The organism is Lysobacter sp. Root983, assembly GCF_001429345.1.
Lineage (GTDB): Bacteria > Pseudomonadota > Gammaproteobacteria > Xanthomonadales > Xanthomonadaceae > Lysobacter.
The window spans coordinates 106,015-123,558 of sequence record NZ_LMJO01000019.1 but is presented as its reverse complement, the minus strand read 5'-3'; the positions used below and the strand labels follow the sequence as shown (position 1 = coordinate 123,558).

Here is a 17,544-nt window from a genome sequence, read left to right as displayed (position 1 = left end):
CGCCGCCGAGGCTAACCAGAGCAAAAACAAAAGTATCTATTCACCGAATTACCGGCCGCAGGGTCTTAAGTCCGAATTTTAGGGGTCAAGACCAGTTTTGCACTTGACTATCTATTCACAAATAGATTCAAATTAAGGCATGAGCCGTCATACCGAAGCCGCCGAGGCCCTGCTGCGTCGCGGGCCGCGCACCGCCGCCGAGCTGGCCGCGGCGATGGAGCTCAGCCAGCCCACGGTGTCGCGCGCGCTGGCCGGGCTGGGCACGCGCCTGGTCCGGATCGGCCGTGCCCGCTCCGCCCGTTACGCGCTTTCGCGCCCACTGGGGCGGGCCGGCAGCGACTGGCCGCTGCACCGGATCACCCCCGATGGCCAGCCCGATCAACTCGGCCGATTGCATGTGGTCTATGGCGGTTGGTTCCTGCAATCCGAGCGCCCGCTGCCGCTGTACCGGCACGGCGAATTCGCCGACGGCCTGTATCCGGATCTGCCCTGGTTTCTGGACGATCTACGGCCGCAGGGATTCCTGGGCCGCGCGTTCGCGCATCGCCATGCGACCGAACTGGAGGCGCCCGCGGACGTGCTGCTGTGGCAGCCCGAAGACGTGGTGACCGCGTTGCTACGTCGCGGCAGCGATCTGCCCGGCGACCTGGTGCTGGGCGAACAGGCGCTGGAACAGGCGCTGCTGGACACCGTGCTGGATAACCTGGACACGATCATCGCGCCCGACGAGCGCGCGCTGATCTATCCGCAACGCGCGCTCCAGGCCGAAGCCGGGGAAGCGCCCGGCTCCTCGGCTGGCGGCGAGCAGCCCAAGTTCACCGCCGAGCTGGATTTGCCTACAGGCGAACGCCAGAGCGTGATCGTGAAGTTCGCGCGCCACGACCCCGACAATGCCACCGCGCGCCGCTGGGTCAATCTGTTGGCCTGCGAGCACTTGGCGGGCGAGGTGCTGTCCGAGCGCGGCATCGACGCGGCCGCCACCGAATTGATCGACAGCGACGGCTGGCGCTTTCTGCAATCCACGCGCTTCGATCGCACGGCGCGGCGCGGGCGGCGCGGCATGGTGTCGCTGCTTGCGCTGGATGCGGCCTACGCCGGCAGCGATCCGGGCAACTGGCCGGTGTCGGCGGCCGCGTTGCAGCGCGAAGGCCTGATCGGTGGCGACGATGCCGAACGCATCCGCCGCCTGCACCTGTTCGGCCGCTTCATCGGCAACATCGACATGCACTTCGGCAACCTCAGCTTCCTTTGCCAGCCGGATCGGTTGCGGGTCGCGCTGGCGCCGGTCTACGACATGCTGCCCATGCACTATCGGCCCGGAGCCGGCGGCGCGGTGCACGAGCGCCCCTACCCGCTGCCGTTGCCGGTCGGCGCCCTGGCGAGCTGGCGCTGGGCGGGCGAGGCCGGGCTGGCCTTATGGCGGCGCGCCATGGCCGACGAGCGCATCGGGCCGGCGTTCCGCGCAATCGCGCAAGGCAACGCGCAACGGATCGAGCAGCTGCTGGAGCGCTTCCCCGGCTGAGCGCACCGGACCGGCGAGCTCATCGCGTGCGGCGCGGCTTGGGGTTCGAACGCGACGCATTACCCAACGCAATCCCGACGTGGCGGCACGCGCGAAAAGCGGACGGGCTCAGGCGATGGGTTTGGCGACGCGCGTCGGACGCGGCTGCAGCTGGCCGCCGCAGTTGGGACATACGCCGTCCAAGGGCCCTTGCACGCAGTCGACGCAGAACGTGCATTCGTAGCTGCAGATCAGCGCCATGGCGCTGTCGTGCGGCAGGGCGGCGCTGCAGCGTTCGCACTGGGGTTTCATTTCGAGCATGCGGGCGGCCTCGGGCGCGACGGATGCGCGCAGCCTAGCGCGCGACGGCGGCGACGACGAGCGTCGCCACGTCGGGTCGCGTTGGCTGCGGCGACGAAGGCGAAGGCGGCGCCGCCTGCGAGGCCATCTACTTCGGCGCCAGGATCTTCGACAACCGATCCGGCGTGCCGGGGATGCGCTCCAGGCTCGGATACTTGAGCCCCTCGCGGTAATCGATGCGCACGGTCTTGACCGCTTCGCCCTGCTTGACCACCAGCTCGATCGGCTCGCCCTTGTCCTTGGCCGCGGTGATCGCGTCCTTGAGGCGCTCGCCCTCGAAGGTATAGCCGTTGACCGCAAGCAGGGTCGAGCCCGGCGCCAGGCCGGCGTTGAAGGCTGGGCCGTCCCAGCGCACCGAGGACAGGGTCGCGTCCTTGTTCGACACGATCAGGCCCAGCGACCAGTTCAGATCGGTGACTTTGCGTGCGCCCTCGCTCTGTTTGACGTAGTCGTTGGGCTTGTCGGTGTAGACCAGCTTCCAACCGCTCGCGGCCAGGCCGTCCAGCGGCGCGGCGTTGGCGTCCAGGCGCTGACGCAGGAACGCGGCCCAGTCGTGGGGGGCTACCGCGTTCAAGGTCGCGACCACGTCGTCGAAGGTATAGGGCTTGACCGCGTAGCTGCCGTCGTCGACGCCGAAGAAGGCGGCGGCGAAATCGTCGAGCGAGCGCTTGTCGCGACTGAGTTCGCGCAGCTTGGCGTCGACGGTAAGCCAGATCAGCTGGCCGGCGGAGTAGTACTCCTCGCTGAGCTGCTGGCTACGGTAGGCTTGCGGCCGGCGCAGGCCGATGATGGGATCGTTGGTGGTGTCCTGGACGTTGCGCCAGGCGAAGCCGGGGCGATCGGTGGTGTAGGCCGCGACCGTCATCGCCAGCGCGTCCAGCGCGGTCTGCGGTTTCCACATGCCGGCGCGCGCGGTCAGCACATAACCCCAGTACTGGGTCTGGCCTTCGTAGACCCAGAGCAGGCTGTCCTGCATGGGCACGTTGAAGTTGGGCGTGGCCAGATCGGCCGGACGGCGGAATTTGCCGTTCCAGGAGTGGGTGTACTCGTGCGCGAGCAGGTCGCGGCCGACCGCGCTCTTGTCCCAGTCGGTGAAGTACTCCGGATCCACGCCGTTCTCGCTGGAGCGGTGGTGCTCCAGGCCGATGCCGCCGATCTGGTCGGACAGCGAGAACAGGAAATCGTAGCGATCGTAGTGTTGGGAGCGGAACAGGCGCATCGCTTGCTCGACCATGCGCCGGTGCGCGGCGAGCTGCTCGGGCTTGGCTTCGAGGTATTTGGGATGGTCGGCGACCATGTTCAATCGCACCGGCACCTTGGCGCCGGGCGCGAGGTCGATCTGGCGGTAGTAGCGGCCCGCGAACAACGGCGAATCGACCAGGGTCTCGAACGACACCGGCTTGTAGCGCAGGGTGTCGCCCTCGCGCGATTCGACCTCCAGCGCGGTGCCCGATTGCCAGCCCGCGGGCAGCTTCAAGGACGGCGCGATCTGGATGCGGCCGGCGGCGTGACCGGCCGGATACAGCGCGACCGCGTTCCATTGCAGGCTCAGCAGGTCCTGGCTCATCACCACCCGGCCCTGCTCGCCGCCGGTGGGCGAGAGATAGTCGAACGCGAGCTCGATCGTGCTCACGCCCTCGGGCACCACCAGCTTGAAGGCGTAGACATCGAGCGGATCGCGCGTCCAGGCGATGCGCTGGCCGTTGCCAGTGACGACCAGGCCGGCGAGCTTGTTGATCGGACCGGTCGGCGAGTGATTGCCGGGCAGCCACTGCGGATACAGCAGGGTCAAGGGGCCGGGCTGCACGGGGATGCGCTGCTTGCTGCGGAACACGCGGTGGGCGACGTCGGTGGCGTCGACCTCCAGCGTCAGCGTGCCCGGGTACGGTGTGTCCGCCAGCGGCGCGGTCTGGGCTGCGGACGACAGGGGCAGCAGCGCCGCGATCAGCAGCGGCAACACGGCGGGCGACGGACGATGGGGCATGGAGCGGCTCCGGCGTAACGGGGACGATCCCGCATCCTACGTGCGCCGGCCGCGCGCTCCTCTCCCATAGGTCACGTTTCGCGGCCCGTCGCGCCGAATGCCGCCTCCGGCACACGGCGCAGGCGGCCGCGCGGGCTCAGGGCGCGCGCTGGAACTCCAGTACCGCGCCGCCCTGGCGCAGGGTCAGGATCTTGGCCGGTCCGGACTCGGGCGCGAACTCCAGCACCGCGCCGACCGAATCGATCGCGAAGCGCGTGGGCGAGGTCGCTGCCAGTACGAACGAAGGCTGCCCGGCCATCTGCGCGAGCAACTGCTCGCCCTGCTGGAACACATTGAGCACCATGCCCTCGCGCGTGTAGCGCCCGGCCACGCGTTCGCGCGCCGCCGCGGGCAGCGCGATCGCGACGGTCGCCGCGGGCAGCGGCTCGTCGGTGCGCGGCGAGAACGAGCCCTCGCCTTCGCCGTCGGCGTAGAAGCGGGTGCCGGTCACCGCGCCCTGGGCGTCGCGCTCGAAGCGCAGCCGGCTCAGACCGTCCTCGAATACGAACTCGTCCGGGCCGATCGCGGTCATCGCCACGCGCTGGCCGCCGAAACGCTGCGAGACCAGACGGCCATCGACCACCTGGATCGCTCGCGCGGTCTTGGGGTCGGAGCGGTACACGCCTTCTAGCGATTTCAGTTGCGCCGGCGCCGGCGCGATCGCCTGGGCTTCCGGATAGGGCCGACCGATCGCATAGGCGGCCAGCTTGCGCGCCAGCACCTCGGGCGCGCGCTTACCCGGCGCCACGCTGTCGCTGTTCTGCACGATCGCCACGGTCACGTCGCTGCCCGGCAGGTAGAGCAGGAACGACATCGCGCCGAAGATGCCGCCGCCGTGCGCGAGCAGGTCGCCGTCGCGCAGGCGGGTGTGCTCGATGCCGTAGCCGTAGTGCTCCTTCAGCGCCGCGCCTTCGGGCTGGATCATCTTGGCGTAGAGATCGGCGCGCACGACCTTGCCTTCGTGCAGCGCGCGGTTCCAGCGCAGCAGATCGTTGACCGTGGACACCAGCGCGCCGGCCGCGTGCGGCTGGCTCATGCTGGCGTAGTTGGCCGGCGCCGGACGGCCCTGGCTGAGCGTGTAGCCCTGGACCTGGCCCGGGATCAGGGCGTGGTCGTCGCCCCAGCGGGTGTGCTTCAGGCCCAGCGGCTCGAACAGCGCCTGCTGCAGATACGCATGCCAGGGCTGGCCGCTGGCGGCCTCGATGACCGCACCGACCAGCACGTAGCCGGAGTTGTTGTAAGCCCACTGCGCGCCGGTCGCGAAGTCCACCGGCTGGTTCTTGAAGGTATCGATCAGCTGCGCCGTGCTCAGATCCATGCGGATCGGCCCGGCCATCACGCCGGGAATGCCGGTGTAGCTCTTCACCCCGGAGGTGTGATTGAGCAGCTGATGGACGCTGATGTGGGCGCCGTTGGGGTAGTCGGGCAGGTACTTGGACAGCGGATCGTCCAGCGAGACCTTGCCGGCCTCGACCAGCTTGAGCAGGCCGGCGGCGGCGAACTGCTTGGTCACCGAGCCGATCCGGAACACGCTGTCGGGCGTGAGCGGCACGCCCAGCTCGACGCTGGCTTCGCCGCGCGCGCCGCGGAACAGCACCTGATCGCCGCGCGCGACCAAGAGCGCGGCGCCGGGGCCGTCGGCCGGGTAGTTGTCCTGCAGTTGCCGTTCGGCGAAACGCGCGACCTCGGCCGCATTCGGCGGCGCGGCGGCGAGCGCCGGCAGCGACGCGGCGGTCAGCGCGAGGGACAGAATCCAAAGACGCATGCGGGGGAGCTCCGTGAGCGACGGCGCCGGGGACTACGCCCGTCGATCGAGCGTCCCTGCCGTCGGGGCGACGATACGGGCAGGAACCGGGGAAGCGCCATCGCATCGATGCGTCCTCGGCGCCTGGCGCCTTTAAATGGCGATCCTGCGCGTTCGGCGCCACATCCTCTGTCTACGGCACCATTGAGTTGATGTAAGCGATCGATTACATCAATCTAATGTCTGCGATCGATTACATTTGATGTGTTCTTTCGGCGACACTCAGTTGATGTAAACGATCGCATACATTAGACTAATGTCACCATTCGATTACCTGGGAGACACCAGGCATGGCGATCATCAAGACTCCAAAAGACCTGGGCGCTGTCATCCGCAATCGACGCAAGGAACTGGCTTGGGATCAGGCCAAGCTGGCAGCGGAAGTGGGTGCCAGCAGGCAATGGGTCATCGACATCGAAAAAGGCAAGCCACGCGCCGAGTTGGATCTGGCCCTGCGCGCACTGCACGCCTTGGGTCTGTCGCTGCACACCGAATCGCCTGCGCACAAAGCCCCCGGGTCTGCTCCTGTCAACACGCCATCGCCGGGCATCGACATCAACGACGTGCTCAATCGGCACGGGCCGAATCGCTCGACGCCATTGACCGTCCCCCTGCAGGACAGCGCCTCCGACTGGTTGAAGAAGATCAACGCGACCACTTCGTCGTCCCAGTTGGCACGACTGGCCAATCCCCTGCCGGACAGCACCCCCGACTGGTTGAAGAAGATCAACGCGACCACTTCGTCGTCCCAGTTGGCACGACTGGCCAATCCCCTGCCGGACAGTGCCTCCGACTGGTTGAAGAAGATCAATGCGACCACCTCGTCGTCCCAGTTGGCGCGACTGGCCCGATCCCAGCCGGCCGGCGCCACAGCCGGGGCGGTCGATCCGACCAGCTCTTTGTATCGGCTCAGCCAACTCGCCACGCCCACGTCCGTTGAAGTAGGCACCAAGCCGGCGATCGTCGCACCAGCTGACAGCACCCCGGGTTCTAAGCCGGCCGCGAAGCCCAAGAAGACCCGCAAGAGCAAACACCAGCCCCCCCAAGACGACGAAGAACGCTGATGGAACTGTGGGCACTGCTCAATGAGGCTTTCGTCGGACGTTTTCTCGAAAACCCGCACGGCCGCCTGCGCTTCGAGTACGCCCCCGGCTGGCGTGGCTCCACCGTCGCTCTACCGATTTCGCTCAGCCTGCCCCTGGCCGAGGAACGCCACAACGACTCGGACACGGTCTCGGCGCTGCTGTGGGGTTTGCTCCCGGACAACGAACACACCCTACAGCGCTGGGCCACGAGGTTCCAGGTATCGGCCCGCAATCCGCTGGCGCTGTTGTCGCAGGTGGGCGAGGACTGCGCAGGCGCGATCCAACTCGTTCGTCCGGATCGTCTAGAAGCCCTGTTGAACGGCAACGACGACCACAAGGAATGGTTGGACGAGGTGCAAGTCGGCGAACGGCTGCGCAGGCTACGGGCCGATAGCGGCGCCGGCCGTCGCCCCGACGATGTCGGACAGTTCAGCCTGGCCGGTGCGCAGCCGAAAATCGCACTGCTCAATGAAGGCGGGCGTTGGGCGGTTCCCAGCGGGCGCATCCCCACTACGCACATCCTCAAGCCGCCCAGCAACGACCACGACGGCTATGTGGAGAACGAGCATTTCTGCCTGCGCCTGTCGGCGCGAATGGGCTTGCCCACCGCGCATTCCAGCATCCTGCGCTTCGGCGATGAAATCGCCATCTGCGTGGAGCGCTACGATCGCCAGCAGGGCGCGGACGGAACCTGGTTGCGCGTCCATCAGGAAGACTTCTGCCAGGCGCTGGGCATCCATCCGCAGCGCAAGTATCAGAACGAAGGCGGCCCCTCGCCCGCGGCGATGGCCTCGCTGCTGCGCCAGCATTCGCTGATGCCGCGCACGGACGTGGAGACGCTGTTCCTGGCGCTGATGTTCAATTGGTTGATCGCCGGCACCGATGCCCACGGCAAGAACTATTCGTTGCTGCTGGGCGAGGGTGGCAGCGCGCGGCTGGCGCCGCTTTACGACATTTCCAGCGCCCTGCCTTACGACGATCTGGATCGGCACAAGATCAAAATGGCGATGAAGGTCGGAAGGCATTACCGCTGGAAGGAGATCAATCCGCGCGACTGGCTCTCCCTGGCCAAAGAGCTGAATCTGGAAGCCGACTTCGCCTGGGAGACGATGAGAGTCATGGCAAGGGTGCTGCCCGACGAGGCGGTAGCCGAGGCCCGGCAATTGCGGGAGGCCGGCATCGAGCATGCGCTGATACCGCGATTGATCGACGACATCGCCGACGCCTGCCAACGCGCCCTGGCGTTACTGGACCTGGCCGCGAATGCGCAAGCCGCCACGCAGCAACCGAGCCCGCCGACAGCGTCGGATTGAGGCGCGACAAGAACCTGCGCGCGCCCGCGAATCGGCCTAGGACCAGGCGCGTGGATCGCTCGCCGGCTTCGTCAACGCCGCCAAATCAGACTGCGGTTATTCGCGGGCATCTCAACATCCGCGACCAGACTCAAGCCGATTCCTCGCGCGAGCGCGTCGACCGCTTCGAAATCGCGGATGCCCGAGACCGGGTCGCGCTGCTTGAGCCAGCCATCGAAATCGCGGTTGCTGTCGCTGGTGTAGGCGCCGGCGTAATTGAAGGGGCCGTAGATCGCCACGGTCGCGGCATCGGCCAGCACCGTCGCCAGGCCGGCGAACACCGCCTCGACCTGCGGCCAGCCCATGATGTGCAGGGTGTTGGCGCTGAACACCGCGTCGTAGCCCGAGCGCAGCGCCACCGGATCGGTGGGGATGCGCGGCGGCGGCGCGAATCCGGGTACCGGCGCGGTCACCGCCGCCAGCTCGAACGGCGGCGGCGTATTGGCCAGCGCGGCCTCGTCCAGCCAGGCGCGGATGCCGGGCAGGTGTTGGGCGCGATCGGAGCATTGCCAGACCCAGCCCGGCATCGCCGCGGCGAAATGCACCGCGTGTTGGCCGGTGCCGCTGCCGATCTCGAGCACGTTCGCGCGCGCCGGCAGGTGGCGCCGCAGCACCGCCAGAATCGGCTCGCGGTTGCGCTCGCAGGACGGCGAATGCGGTTTGCCGCTCATGCGCTCAGGCGTTCGCGCCGGCGCGCGCCAGATCGGCCAGCAGGCTCAGCGCCACCGCCTCGGCGGTCTTGATGCCGTCCACGCCGGCCGAAAGGATGCCGCCGGCATAGCCCGCGCCTTCGCCGGCCGGGAACAGGCCGCGCGTATTGAGGCTGTGGCCGTCGGCGCCGCGCGCGATGCGCACCGGCGAGGAAGTGCGCGTCTCCACCCCGGTCAGGATCGCGTCGTGCATGGCGAAGCCGCGCAGCTGTTTGTCGAAAGCCGGCAGCGCTTCGCGGATCGCTTCGATCGCATAGCCGGGCAGCGAGGCGTCCAGGCTGCCCAGGCGCACGCCGGGGGTGTAGGAGGGCTTCACCTCGCCGAATTCGCTGGACGCGCGGCGGGCGATGAAATCGCCGACCAGCTGCGCCGGCGCTTCGTACTCGCCGCCGCCCAGCTCGAACGCCAGCGCTTCCCAATGCCGCTGCAGGGCGATGCCGGCGAGCGGGCCCTCGCCGTAGGGCGCGCAGTCCTCGGGCGTGATCCCGCACACGATCGCGGCGTTGGCGTTGCGTTCGTTGCGCGAGTACTGGCTCATGCCGTTGGTGACCACGCGCCCGGGCTCGCTGGCGGCCGCGACCACGGTACCGCCGGGGCACATGCAGAAGCTGTAGACCGAGCGGCCGTTGCGGCAGTGATGGACCAGCTTGTAGTCGGCCGCGCCCAGGATCGGATGCCCGGCTTGCGGGCCGAAGCGGGCGCGGTCGATCAACGACTGCGGGTGCTCGACCCGGAAGCCGATCGAGAACGGCTTGGCCTCCACGTATACGCCGCGCGCGTGCAGCATGGCGAAGGTGTCGCGCGCGCTGTGGCCCAGGGCCATGACCACGTGGTCGGCGCGCAGTTGCTCGCCGTTGGCCAGGGTCACGCCGCGCACATGACGCACGCCGGCCGCGTCGGTCTCGACCAGCAAGTCGTCGACCCGGTGCGAGAAACGGATCTCGCCGCCCAGCGCCTCGATGGTCGCGCGCATGTGCTCGACCATCGACACCAGGCGGAAGGTGCCGATGTGCGGCTTGCTGACGTAGAGGATTTCCTCGGGCGCGCCGGCGGCGACGAACTCGGTCAGCACTTTGCGGCCGTGGTGCTGCTTGTCGCTGATCTGGCTGTACAGCTTGCCGTCGGAGAAGGTGCCGGCGCCGCCTTCGCCGAACTGCACGTTCGACTCCGGGTTGAGCACTTTCTTACGCCACAGGCCGAAGGTGTCGACGGTGCGCTCGCGCACGGCCTTGCCGCGTTCGAGCACGATCGGGCGGAAGCCCATCTGCGCCAGCACCAGGGCGGCGAACAGGCCGCAGGGGCCCATGCCGATCACCAGCGGGCGCAGCGGCAGCTGGGCCGGCGCGCGGCCGACGAACTTGTAGGTGGTGTCCGGTGCGGGGCCCAGCTTGATCGGCGAACCCGCGCCGCGCGCCGACGCGGCCTCGGCCTGGGCGCGCTGCAGCAGTTCGGGCGCGCGCGGGCTGTCCACGTCCACCGTGTAGATCAGCACGATCGCACCGCGCTTGCGCGCGTCGTAGCTGCGCTTGACCACGGTGTAGCCGTTGAGATCGTCGGCGCCGATGCCCAGCCGGGCCAGGATCGCGTCGGTCAGCGCCGGCTCGGCGTGGTCCAGCGGCAGCTTGATGTCGGTGAGTCGGAGCATGGGCCAGGGCCTGGACGGTGGCGCATTTTAGCGGGTCGCGGCGCCGCATCGCGGACGCCGCGGGCGCGGGCGTCGTCGCTGCCGTCGAATCCGCGACTCGCACGGCGCGCGCGGGCTGGCTGAACGTCTCACAGGCTGAGACGGCCGCGGGCTTAACTCGCCGCCTACCCCAGGCAGGAGCGGACATGGCACAGGCATTGGCGCGTCACGACGACGACGAACGCGGCCTGGTGCCGGCGCAGGGCCAGCGCGGCGACGGCGCCGCGCTGGTGCAGGCCCTGGGCCGCCGCTACGCCGACCGCATCACCGGCCACTACGTGCTGCCGGGGCGCGAGGGCCGCTACGCGCCCCTGCCCGAGGACGTGCCCGCGGCCCTGCGGGCAGCCCTGCGCGCGCGCGGCATCGAGCGCCTGTACAGCCATCAGGCCGAGGCCTGGGCCGCGACCCAGGCCGGCGAGCACGTCGCCGTGGTCACCCCGACCGCCTCGGGCAAATCGCTGTGCTACACCCTGCCGGTGCTGTCGGCGGCGATGGCCGGCGGCGCCAAGGCTTTGTATCTGTTCCCGACCAAGGCCCTGGCCCAGGACCAGGTCGCCGAACTGCTGGAGCTCAATCGCGCCGGCGAGCTCGGGGTGAAAGCCTTCACCTTCGACGGCGACACCCCGGGCGATGCGCGTCAGGCGATCCGCCTGCACGGCGACATCGTGGTATCCAACCCGGACATGCTGCACCAGGCGATCCTGCCGCATCACACCAAGTGGGCGCAGTTCTTCGAGAACCTGCGCTACGTGGTGATCGACGAGATCCACACCTACCGCGGCGTGTTCGGCAGCCACGTCGCCAACGTGCTGCGGCGGCTGAAGCGGGTGTGCGCGTTCTACGGCGCGAATCCGCAGTTCATCCTGTGCTCGGCCACCATCGGCAATCCGCAGGCGCATGCGCAGGCCCTGATCGAGGCGCCGGTGCGCGCGATCGTCGACTCCGGCGCGCCCAGCGGCGACAAGCACGTGCTGCTGTGGAATCCGCCGGTGGTCAACGCCGACCTCGGCCTGCGCGCGTCGGCGCGCTCGCAGAGCAACCGCATCGCGCGCATCGCGATCAAGTCCGGGCTTAAGACCCTGGTGTTCGCGCAGAGCCGGCTGATGGTGGAAGTGCTGACCAAGTACCTCAAGGACGTGTTCGATCACGACCCGCGCAAGCCGGCGCGGATCCGCGCCTACCGCGGCGGCTACCTGCCCGGCGAGCGCCGCGAGGCCGAGCGGGCGATGCGCGACGGCCGCGTCGACGGCATCGTTTCGACCTCGGCGCTGGAGCTGGGCGTGGACATCGGCAGCCTGGATGCGGTGGTGCTCAACGGCTATCCGGGCTCGGTCGCCGCGACCTGGCAACGTTTCGGCCGCGCTGGCCGCCGCCAGCGCCCCGCTCTGGGCGTACTGGTGGCCAGTTCGCAGCCGCTGGACCAGTACGTGGTGCGGCATCCGGAATTCTTCGCCGATAGCCCGCCCGAGCACGCGCGCATCGCGCCCGACCAGCCGCTGATCCTGTTCGATCACATCCGCTGCGCGTCCTTCGAGCTGCCGTTCCAGGTCGGCGAGGCCTACGGCCCGATCGATCCGCAGGTGTATCTGGAGGCGCTGGCGGAAACCGAGGTGCTGCACCGCGAGGGCGAGCGCTGGGAATGGATCGCCGACAGCTACCCGGCCAATGCGGTCAGCCTGCGCTCGGTCGCCGACGGCAACTTCGTGGTGGTCGACCGCAGCGACGGCCGCCAGACCATCATCGCCGAGGTCGATTACTCGGCCGCGGCGCTGACCTTGTACGAAGGCGCGATCCACATGATCCAGTCCACGCCGTATCAGGTGGAGAAGCTGGATTGGGAGGGGCGCAAGGCCTACGTCACCCGCACCCACGTCGACTACTACACCGACTCGATCGATTACACCAAGCTCAAGGTGCTGGAGCGCTTCGACGGCGGCGAGGCCGGCCTGGGCGACAGCCACCACGGCGAGGTCCACGTGGTCCGGCGCGTGGCCGGCTACAAGAAGATCCGCTACTACACCCACGAGAACATCGGTTACGGCCCGGTCAACCTGCCCGACCAGGAACTGCACACCACCGCGGTGTGGTGGCAGCTGCCGGCGGCGGTGCTGCGCTCGGCCTTCGCCTCGCGCCAGGATGCGCTGGACGGTTTCCTCGGCGCCGGCCACGCCCTGCACGTGGTGGCAACGGTGGCGGTGATGGCCGACGCGCGCGATCTGCAGAAGGCGGTGGGCAACGGCGACGGCGCCTGGTTCGCCGCCGCCGATCGCAACGGCCGCGGCCAACTGCGCGGCGTCGAAGGCGGCGAGGTCGCCTTGCTGGAAGTGCAGCAGTTCGTGCCCACGGTGTATCTGTACGACAACTTCCCCGGCGGCGTCGGCCTGAGCGAACCGCTGTGGACGCGCCAGGCCGAATTGCTGACGCGCGCGTCCGAGCTGGTCGAGCGCTGCGACTGCCGCGCCGGCTGCCCGGCTTGCGTCGGCCCGGCCCTGGCCGCCGACGAACGCGACGGCACGGCCACGCCCAAGGCGCTGGCGCGGCAAGTGCTGAGCCTGCTGCGCGCGGACGCGGCGGCATGAGCGTCAGCGCCGAGAAGCTGCGCCTGCTGCAGCGACAGGCGCGCGGCGTGGCGGCGCCATCGTCCGTATCGGCGCCCGCGCCGGCCGCGCCGCCGGACGCGCAGCACAGCCTGGAACAACTGCGCCGCCTGCTCGGCGTGCGCGAACGCGCGCCGAACGCGTGGGCCATGCCGCGCGCACCGCTGGACCGCGACCTGCCCGGCGAAGAAATCGCGCCAGGCCTGCGCCTGATCCAGCAGCATCTGGCTTGCGAATCGCCCACGCAGGCGCTGTCGCTGGCCTTCGCCAAGCGCGCCGAGGACAGCGTCGATCCGCGCCGGCTGCTGTTCTTCGACACCGAGACCACCGGCCTGGCCGGCGGCACCGGCACCCGCGCCTTCATGATCGGCGCCGCCGACTGGCACCGCGATCCGCTGCACGGCGACGGTCTGCGCGTGCGTCAGTTGCTGATCGCCTCGCTCGCGGCCGAGCCGGCGATGCTGCGGGCTTTCGCCCAGTGGCTGCGGCCGGACACGGTGCTGTCCAGTTACAACGGCCGCTGCTACGACGCGCCGCTGCTGAAAACGCGCTACCGCCTGGCCCGCATCGAGGATCCGCTGCAAGCGCTGGACCACGTCGACCTGCTGTTCCCGACCCGGCGCCGCTACCGCGGCACTTGGGAGAACTGCCGCCTGGCCACGGTCGAACGCGAGCTGCTGCGCATCGTGCGCGAGGACGATCTGCCCGGCTCGCAGGCACCGGCGGCCTGGCTGCAGTACCTGCGCGGCGGCGGCGCCGGCCTGCTGCGGCGCGTGGTCGCCCACAACCACCAGGACGTGGTGACCTTGGCGCAGCTGATGCGACGCCTGGTCGAGGCCGAAGCCGCGAGCCCGCACTGAGGCGGCGCCTTCATGCCGCGCACACGCAGACCGCCGCAGGCTGCGTCCACCTCATCCTCGCGGAGCCGTGCCATGTCGCGCCTCGTCCTGCCCACCGTGCTGCTGTTGTCGATGACCGCCTGCGTCAGCGCCCCGCCGCCGCCCGGCGCCGCGGTCCCGCCCAGCGGGCAGTGCAATGCCGAAGGCGCGCGCTGGGCGATCGGCCGCGGCATCGACGACGACACCACCAACCGCATCCTGCGCGACACCGGCAGCCGCGACGCGCGCGTGCTCAAACCCGGCATGGGCGCGACCATGGATTACCGCCCCGACCGCATCAACATCGACCTCAACGACCGCGGCGCGATCACCGGCCTGCGCTGCGGCTGAGCGGTAGTTCGAAACGAGAACGCGCGGCGGCGGGTTAATCTTCGGCACAGCCACGGGCGCGCACCCTGAGCGCGCCCCACGAACCGGAGCCCCGCCATGCCCTCTATCCGTATCGCACTCGCCGTCGGCGCCCTCGCCGTGGTCGCCCTCGGCGCTTGCGCCAGCCAGGCCAATCCGCCGCAAATGTCGCGCCCGCTGCCGCCGGAAGAACTGACCTGCAACGCCGACGCCGCCAAGGCCGCCGCGCTGGGCAAAACCGCGAGCGCCGACGTGATCGAGCGCGCGCGCACCGATGCCGGCGCGCGCAATGCGCGTGTGCTCAAGCCGGGCCAGATGGTGACCATGGAGTACCAGGAAGGCCGGCTCAACATCGACGTCGACGAAAACAACGTCATCACCCATCTGCGCTGCGGCTGAGGCCGGCGCGCGGACGCCAGCGCGCGCTAGACTCGGCGACGACCCCGCTTGGAGTTCCGCATGCGTCGCGCGCCTTGGCTGATCGCCGCCGTCGTCCTGCTCGGCCTGTGGCTGTGGTCGCAGCGCCAGGCGCCCCTGCCTGCGCCGACCGCGTCACCCGCCGCTTCGCGTTCGGCGCCGGTGCCGGTCGCGGCGGGTAACGCCGCCACCGACTTCCTGCCGGCCGAAGCCCACGAGGTGCTCGCTCGCATCGCGCGCGGCGGGCCCTACCAGCATCGCCAGGACGGCGGCACGTTCCAGAACCGCGAACGTCGCCTGCCCCCGCAACCGCGCGGCTATTACCGCGAGTACACGGTCGAAACCCCGGGCGAGAACGACCGCGGCGCGCGCCGCATCGTCACCGGCGGCGATCCGCCCAGCGAGTACTACTACAGCGACGATCACTACCGCAGCTTCCGCCGCTTCGATCCCGGCCAGGCGCAGCCATGAAGACCCAGGAACTGCGCGAGCTGCTCGCCGATCCGGCCCAGGCCGGCGCCTATTTCGTCGACGCGGCCGATACGCAGGCCCTGGCCGAGGCCGGTGCCTTCCTGGAATTCGCGGTCGCGCGCATCGACCTGGACGGTTGCGGCGACAAGGGCGAACTGCTGCGGCGCGTGGCGGCGGCGCTGAATTTTCCGGACTGGTTCGGGCACAACTGGGACGCGCTCGCCGACAGCCTGGAAGATCTGTCCTGGTTGCCGGCCGGCGGCTATCTGCTGCTGCTGGAGCGCGCCCAGGATTGGCAGGCGCAGGCCGGCGAGGATGCCGCGGTGTTGCTGGACATCCTCAACGAGGCCTCGGCGCAATGGGCCGAGGCGCGCAAGCCGTTCTGGGCGCTGTTTCCGCTGCCCAGCGAACGCTTGGATGCGATGGGGTGATGGGCCGCAGAGCGTGCGGACGCCGCGCGCCGCGCAGCATTCGCCGCGATGGCGGGTTACGCGATGGTGCGGTCATCACCGCACCCTACGCAGAGGAGTCGGCCAGTGGATGCCGCAGGCTGCGGTAAGCCGCAGGCGCACCGCACCGACGCCCTCCACCGAACCACGCCGCGCGCATCGAGCGCGCGGAGACCTCAACGGCGATCGTCGCCCTTATCGTCCTTGCCCTTCAGATCGATCTTGTCTTCCTTGTCGCTCCAGCGCACTTCCTGCTTGCGCTCGCACCAGCTCGGCACCGGTTCGCCGGGGCGGTCGGGCTGGCTGGTGCATTCCGGACGCGCATCGACCGCGGCGTTGGTGTCCAGGTAATCGGGCGAGCTGGCGCAGGCGCCCAGCAACAGCAGCGGCGCGAGCAGGGACAGACGGGCGGGCAGCAGGGACATGGAAGGCTCCGTGACGAGGGGGAACCCGACCTTGCCGCAGCACCAGGCGCCGCGGCAAGGGCCGTCGGTCAGGCGGTCTCGGCGACCACGTGGGCCGGGACGGGTTGGGTGCGCGCGTAGCGCCAGGCGATCAGCACGCCCAGCACCAGCAGGCCCGAAGCGATGAACCAGGGCACGCCCGGCAGGTGCACCGGCGTGGACTTGCCGACGAAGTAACCGAAGCTGCCCGCGAACAGGGTCGGGCCGACGATACCGGCCAGGCTGATCAGGCTCATCAGCGCGCCCTGGATGCGGCCCTGCACGTCCGCGCCGACCTGGCGCGTGATCAGGGCCTGGGTCGCCGGCGCGGCCATCGCCCACAACGCGCTGATCGGCAGACCGATCAGGAACAGCCAGCCGACATCGGCGAAACCGTAGACCATGAAGCCGATCGCGCCGCAGCCCAGTCCCAGCAGCAGCGTGCGGCGTTCGCCGAACGCCTTCACCGCGCGTCCGATCAGAACCACGTTGACGATCACGCTGAGCACGCCGACCACGCCCAGCACGTAGCCCACTTCCTGCTCCTCCCAACCGTAGCGGTAATCGGCGAACAGCACGAACACGCTGGGATAGACGTAATGGGCAAGGTTGGCGATGAACACCACCGCGGCCAGGCCGAACACCTGCGGATAGCGCTTGAGCAGGACCAGCGAGCCGATCGGGTTGGCGTGCGACCAGTCGAACCTGGCGCTGCGCTTGTCCGGCGGCAGCGATTCGGGCAGCACGAACAGGCCATAGCAGAAGTTCAGCAGCGCCAGCGCGGCCGCGAACCAGAACGGCAACCGCACGTCGTAGTGGCCGAGCTGTCCGCCGATCACCGGACCGACGATGAAGCCCAGGCCGAACGCGGCGCCGATCATGCCGTAGCTCTTGGCGCGCTCTTCCGGCGCGGTGACGTCGGCGATGTAGGCGTTGGCGGTGCTGAAGCTGGCCGAGGTGATGCCCGAGATCACCCGGCCCACCAACAGCCACGGCAAGGTGTTGGCCAGGGCCATGAAGATGAAGTCCAGACCCAGCCCCAGGCACGACAGCAGGATCACCGGACGGCGCCCGTAGCGGTCGGATAGCGAACCCTGGATCGGCGCGCACACGAACTGGATCGCCGCGAACAAGGTGCCGAACACCGCGATCCAATAGGCCGCGTGTTCGGTGTCGCCACCGGCGAATTGTTTGATCAGTCGCGGCAGCACCGGAATGATCAGGCCGAACGACAACACGTCGATCAGCACGGTAATGAAAATGAAAACGAGCGCGGCGCGGCGCGCGCCGGGAACGGATGCGGTCACGAGGGGGGCGTCGAAGCGGAAGCGATGGCGCAGTCTAGCGCGCGCGACCCCAGGCGACCCGTGCCGGAGCGCCCACGGGGATGGTTTCCGACGT

The 17,544-nt window shown here is 69.2% G+C and carries 15 protein-coding genes and 2 pseudogenes; 10 read left to right on the top strand and 7 right to left on the bottom strand.

Annotated elements, in window-relative coordinates; all coding sequences use genetic code 11:
• Positions 1 to 139: 139 nt before the first annotated feature.
• Complete coding sequence (gene yjjJ, locus ASE43_RS19840) at positions 140 to 1,522, top strand: type II toxin-antitoxin system HipA family toxin YjjJ (protein WP_057161670.1); 1,383 nt, start codon at positions 140 to 142, stop codon at positions 1,520 to 1,522.
• 108 nt (positions 1,523 to 1,630) lie between these two features.
• Here yjjJ and ASE43_RS19835 read toward each other — a convergent pair whose 3' ends face one another.
• From ASE43_RS19835 to ASE43_RS19825, 3 genes are all read right to left on the bottom strand, one after another.
• A complete protein-coding gene (locus tag ASE43_RS19835) occupies positions 1,631 to 1,813 on the bottom strand; it encodes a DUF1272 domain-containing protein (RefSeq protein ID WP_235568833.1) in 183 nt (60 codons plus the stop codon).
• Between the two features lie 136 nt (positions 1,814 to 1,949).
• Complete coding sequence (locus tag ASE43_RS19830; RefSeq protein WP_057161668.1) at positions 1,950 to 3,845, bottom strand: M61 family metallopeptidase; 1,896 nt, start codon at positions 3,843 to 3,845, stop codon at positions 1,950 to 1,952.
• A 136-nt stretch (positions 3,846 to 3,981) separates the two neighbouring features.
• Positions 3,982 to 5,649, bottom strand: a complete 1,668-nt coding sequence (locus ASE43_RS19825; protein ID WP_057161667.1) for a serine hydrolase domain-containing protein — start codon at positions 5,647 to 5,649, stop codon at positions 3,982 to 3,984.
• A gap of 329 nt (positions 5,650 to 5,978) precedes the next feature.
• Here ASE43_RS19825 and ASE43_RS19820 point away from each other — a divergent pair, with 329 nt between their 5' ends.
• From ASE43_RS19820 to ASE43_RS19815, 3 genes and pseudogenes are all read left to right on the top strand, one after another.
• Positions 5,979 to 6,752, top strand: a complete 774-nt coding sequence (locus tag ASE43_RS19820) for a helix-turn-helix transcriptional regulator (protein WP_057161666.1) — start codon at positions 5,979 to 5,981, stop codon at positions 6,750 to 6,752.
• A pseudogene (locus ASE43_RS22740) lies at positions 6,752 to 7,051 on the top strand (HipA N-terminal domain-containing protein); the annotation flags it as partial. The gene ASE43_RS19820 and the pseudogene ASE43_RS22740, both read left to right, overlap by 1 nt.
• A 36-nt stretch (positions 7,052 to 7,087) precedes the next feature.
• Positions 7,088 to 8,086, top strand: a complete 999-nt coding sequence (locus tag ASE43_RS19815; RefSeq protein WP_235568834.1) for a HipA domain-containing protein — start codon at positions 7,088 to 7,090, stop codon at positions 8,084 to 8,086.
• Between the two features lie 71 nt (positions 8,087 to 8,157).
• On the opposite strand, the gene ASE43_RS19810 is transcribed toward ASE43_RS19815, so the two are convergent.
• Both ASE43_RS19810 and ASE43_RS19805 read right to left on the bottom strand, forming a co-directional pair.
• A complete protein-coding gene (locus ASE43_RS19810; RefSeq protein WP_057161665.1) occupies positions 8,158 to 8,796 on the bottom strand; it encodes a DUF938 domain-containing protein in 639 nt (212 codons plus the stop codon).
• 4 nt (positions 8,797 to 8,800) lie between these two features.
• Positions 8,801 to 10,480 (bottom strand): NAD(P)/FAD-dependent oxidoreductase, encoded by a 1,680-nt coding sequence (locus tag ASE43_RS19805; protein WP_057161664.1) that lies wholly within the window; start codon positions 10,478 to 10,480, stop codon positions 8,801 to 8,803.
• A 185-nt stretch (positions 10,481 to 10,665) separates the two neighbouring features.
• On the opposite strand from ASE43_RS19805, the gene ASE43_RS19800 reads away from it, so the two are divergent.
• From ASE43_RS19800 to ASE43_RS19775, 6 genes and pseudogenes are all read left to right on the top strand, one after another.
• A complete protein-coding gene (locus tag ASE43_RS19800) occupies positions 10,666 to 13,098 on the top strand; it encodes a DEAD/DEAH box helicase (RefSeq protein ID WP_057161663.1) in 2,433 nt (810 codons plus the stop codon).
• 119 nt (positions 13,099 to 13,217) lie between these two features.
• A pseudogene (locus ASE43_RS19795) lies at positions 13,218 to 13,976 on the top strand (ribonuclease H-like domain-containing protein); the annotation flags it as partial.
• A gap of 72 nt (positions 13,977 to 14,048) precedes the next feature.
• The gene (locus ASE43_RS19790; protein ID WP_056177259.1) at positions 14,049 to 14,345 is read left to right on the top strand and encodes an I78 family peptidase inhibitor; all 297 of its coding nucleotides are present in this window, start codon (positions 14,049 to 14,051) and stop codon (positions 14,343 to 14,345) included.
• A gap of 96 nt (positions 14,346 to 14,441) precedes the next feature.
• Positions 14,442 to 14,762 (top strand): I78 family peptidase inhibitor, encoded by a 321-nt coding sequence (locus ASE43_RS19785; protein ID WP_082607400.1) that lies wholly within the window; start codon positions 14,442 to 14,444, stop codon positions 14,760 to 14,762.
• Between the two features lie 60 nt (positions 14,763 to 14,822).
• On the top strand, positions 14,823 to 15,251 hold the full coding sequence (locus tag ASE43_RS19780; RefSeq protein ID WP_057161661.1) for a ribonuclease domain-containing protein: 429 nt from the start codon (positions 14,823 to 14,825) through the stop codon (positions 15,249 to 15,251).
• Positions 15,248 to 15,682 carry a barstar family protein gene (locus tag ASE43_RS19775; RefSeq protein ID WP_057161660.1) on the top strand — a complete coding sequence of 145 codons (435 nt, stop codon included), beginning with the start codon at positions 15,248 to 15,250 and terminating at the stop codon, positions 15,680 to 15,682. The genes ASE43_RS19780 and ASE43_RS19775 overlap by 4 nt, the downstream gene beginning before the upstream one ends.
• A 194-nt stretch (positions 15,683 to 15,876) precedes the next feature.
• On the opposite strand, the gene ASE43_RS19770 is transcribed toward ASE43_RS19775, so the two are convergent.
• Both ASE43_RS19770 and ASE43_RS19765 read right to left on the bottom strand, forming a co-directional pair.
• Positions 15,877 to 16,125: a hypothetical protein gene (locus tag ASE43_RS19770; protein WP_056177266.1), complete on the bottom strand. Its 249-nt coding sequence runs from the start codon at positions 16,123 to 16,125 to the stop codon at positions 15,877 to 15,879.
• 68 nt (positions 16,126 to 16,193) lie between these two features.
• The gene (locus tag ASE43_RS19765) at positions 16,194 to 17,450 is read right to left on the bottom strand and encodes a TCR/Tet family MFS transporter (RefSeq protein WP_057161659.1); all 1,257 of its coding nucleotides are present in this window, start codon (positions 17,448 to 17,450) and stop codon (positions 16,194 to 16,196) included.
• Positions 17,451 to 17,544 lie beyond the last annotated feature (94 nt).

Bases quoted from the DNA above. Each gene is read 5' to 3' on its own strand.
- yjjJ (WP_057161670.1), top strand. From the start codon at position 140: ATGAGCCGTCATACCGAAGCCGCCGAGGCCCTGCTGCGTCGCGGGCCG.
- ASE43_RS19835 (WP_235568833.1), bottom strand. From the start codon at position 1,813: ATGAAACCCCAGTGCGAACGCTGCAGCGCCGCCCTGCCGCACGACAGC.
- ASE43_RS19830 (WP_057161668.1), bottom strand. From the start codon at position 3,845: ATGCCCCATCGTCCGTCGCCCGCCGTGTTGCCGCTGCTGATCGCGGCG.
- ASE43_RS19825 (WP_057161667.1), bottom strand. From the start codon at position 5,649: ATGCGTCTTTGGATTCTGTCCCTCGCGCTGACCGCCGCGTCGCTGCCG.
- ASE43_RS19820 (WP_057161666.1), top strand. From the start codon at position 5,979: ATGGCGATCATCAAGACTCCAAAAGACCTGGGCGCTGTCATCCGCAAT.
- ASE43_RS19810 (WP_057161665.1), bottom strand. From the start codon at position 8,796: ATGAGCGGCAAACCGCATTCGCCGTCCTGCGAGCGCAACCGCGAGCCG.
- ASE43_RS19805 (WP_057161664.1), bottom strand. From the start codon at position 10,480: ATGCTCCGACTCACCGACATCAAGCTGCCGCTGGACCACGCCGAGCCG.
- ASE43_RS19800 (WP_057161663.1), top strand. From the start codon at position 10,666: ATGGCACAGGCATTGGCGCGTCACGACGACGACGAACGCGGCCTGGTG.
- ASE43_RS19790 (WP_056177259.1), top strand. From the start codon at position 14,049: ATGTCGCGCCTCGTCCTGCCCACCGTGCTGCTGTTGTCGATGACCGCC.
- ASE43_RS19785 (WP_082607400.1), top strand. From the start codon at position 14,442: ATGCCCTCTATCCGTATCGCACTCGCCGTCGGCGCCCTCGCCGTGGTC.
- ASE43_RS19780 (WP_057161661.1), top strand. From the start codon at position 14,823: ATGCGTCGCGCGCCTTGGCTGATCGCCGCCGTCGTCCTGCTCGGCCTG.
- ASE43_RS19775 (WP_057161660.1), top strand. From the start codon at position 15,248: ATGAAGACCCAGGAACTGCGCGAGCTGCTCGCCGATCCGGCCCAGGCC.
- ASE43_RS19770 (WP_056177266.1), bottom strand. From the start codon at position 16,125: ATGTCCCTGCTGCCCGCCCGTCTGTCCCTGCTCGCGCCGCTGCTGTTG.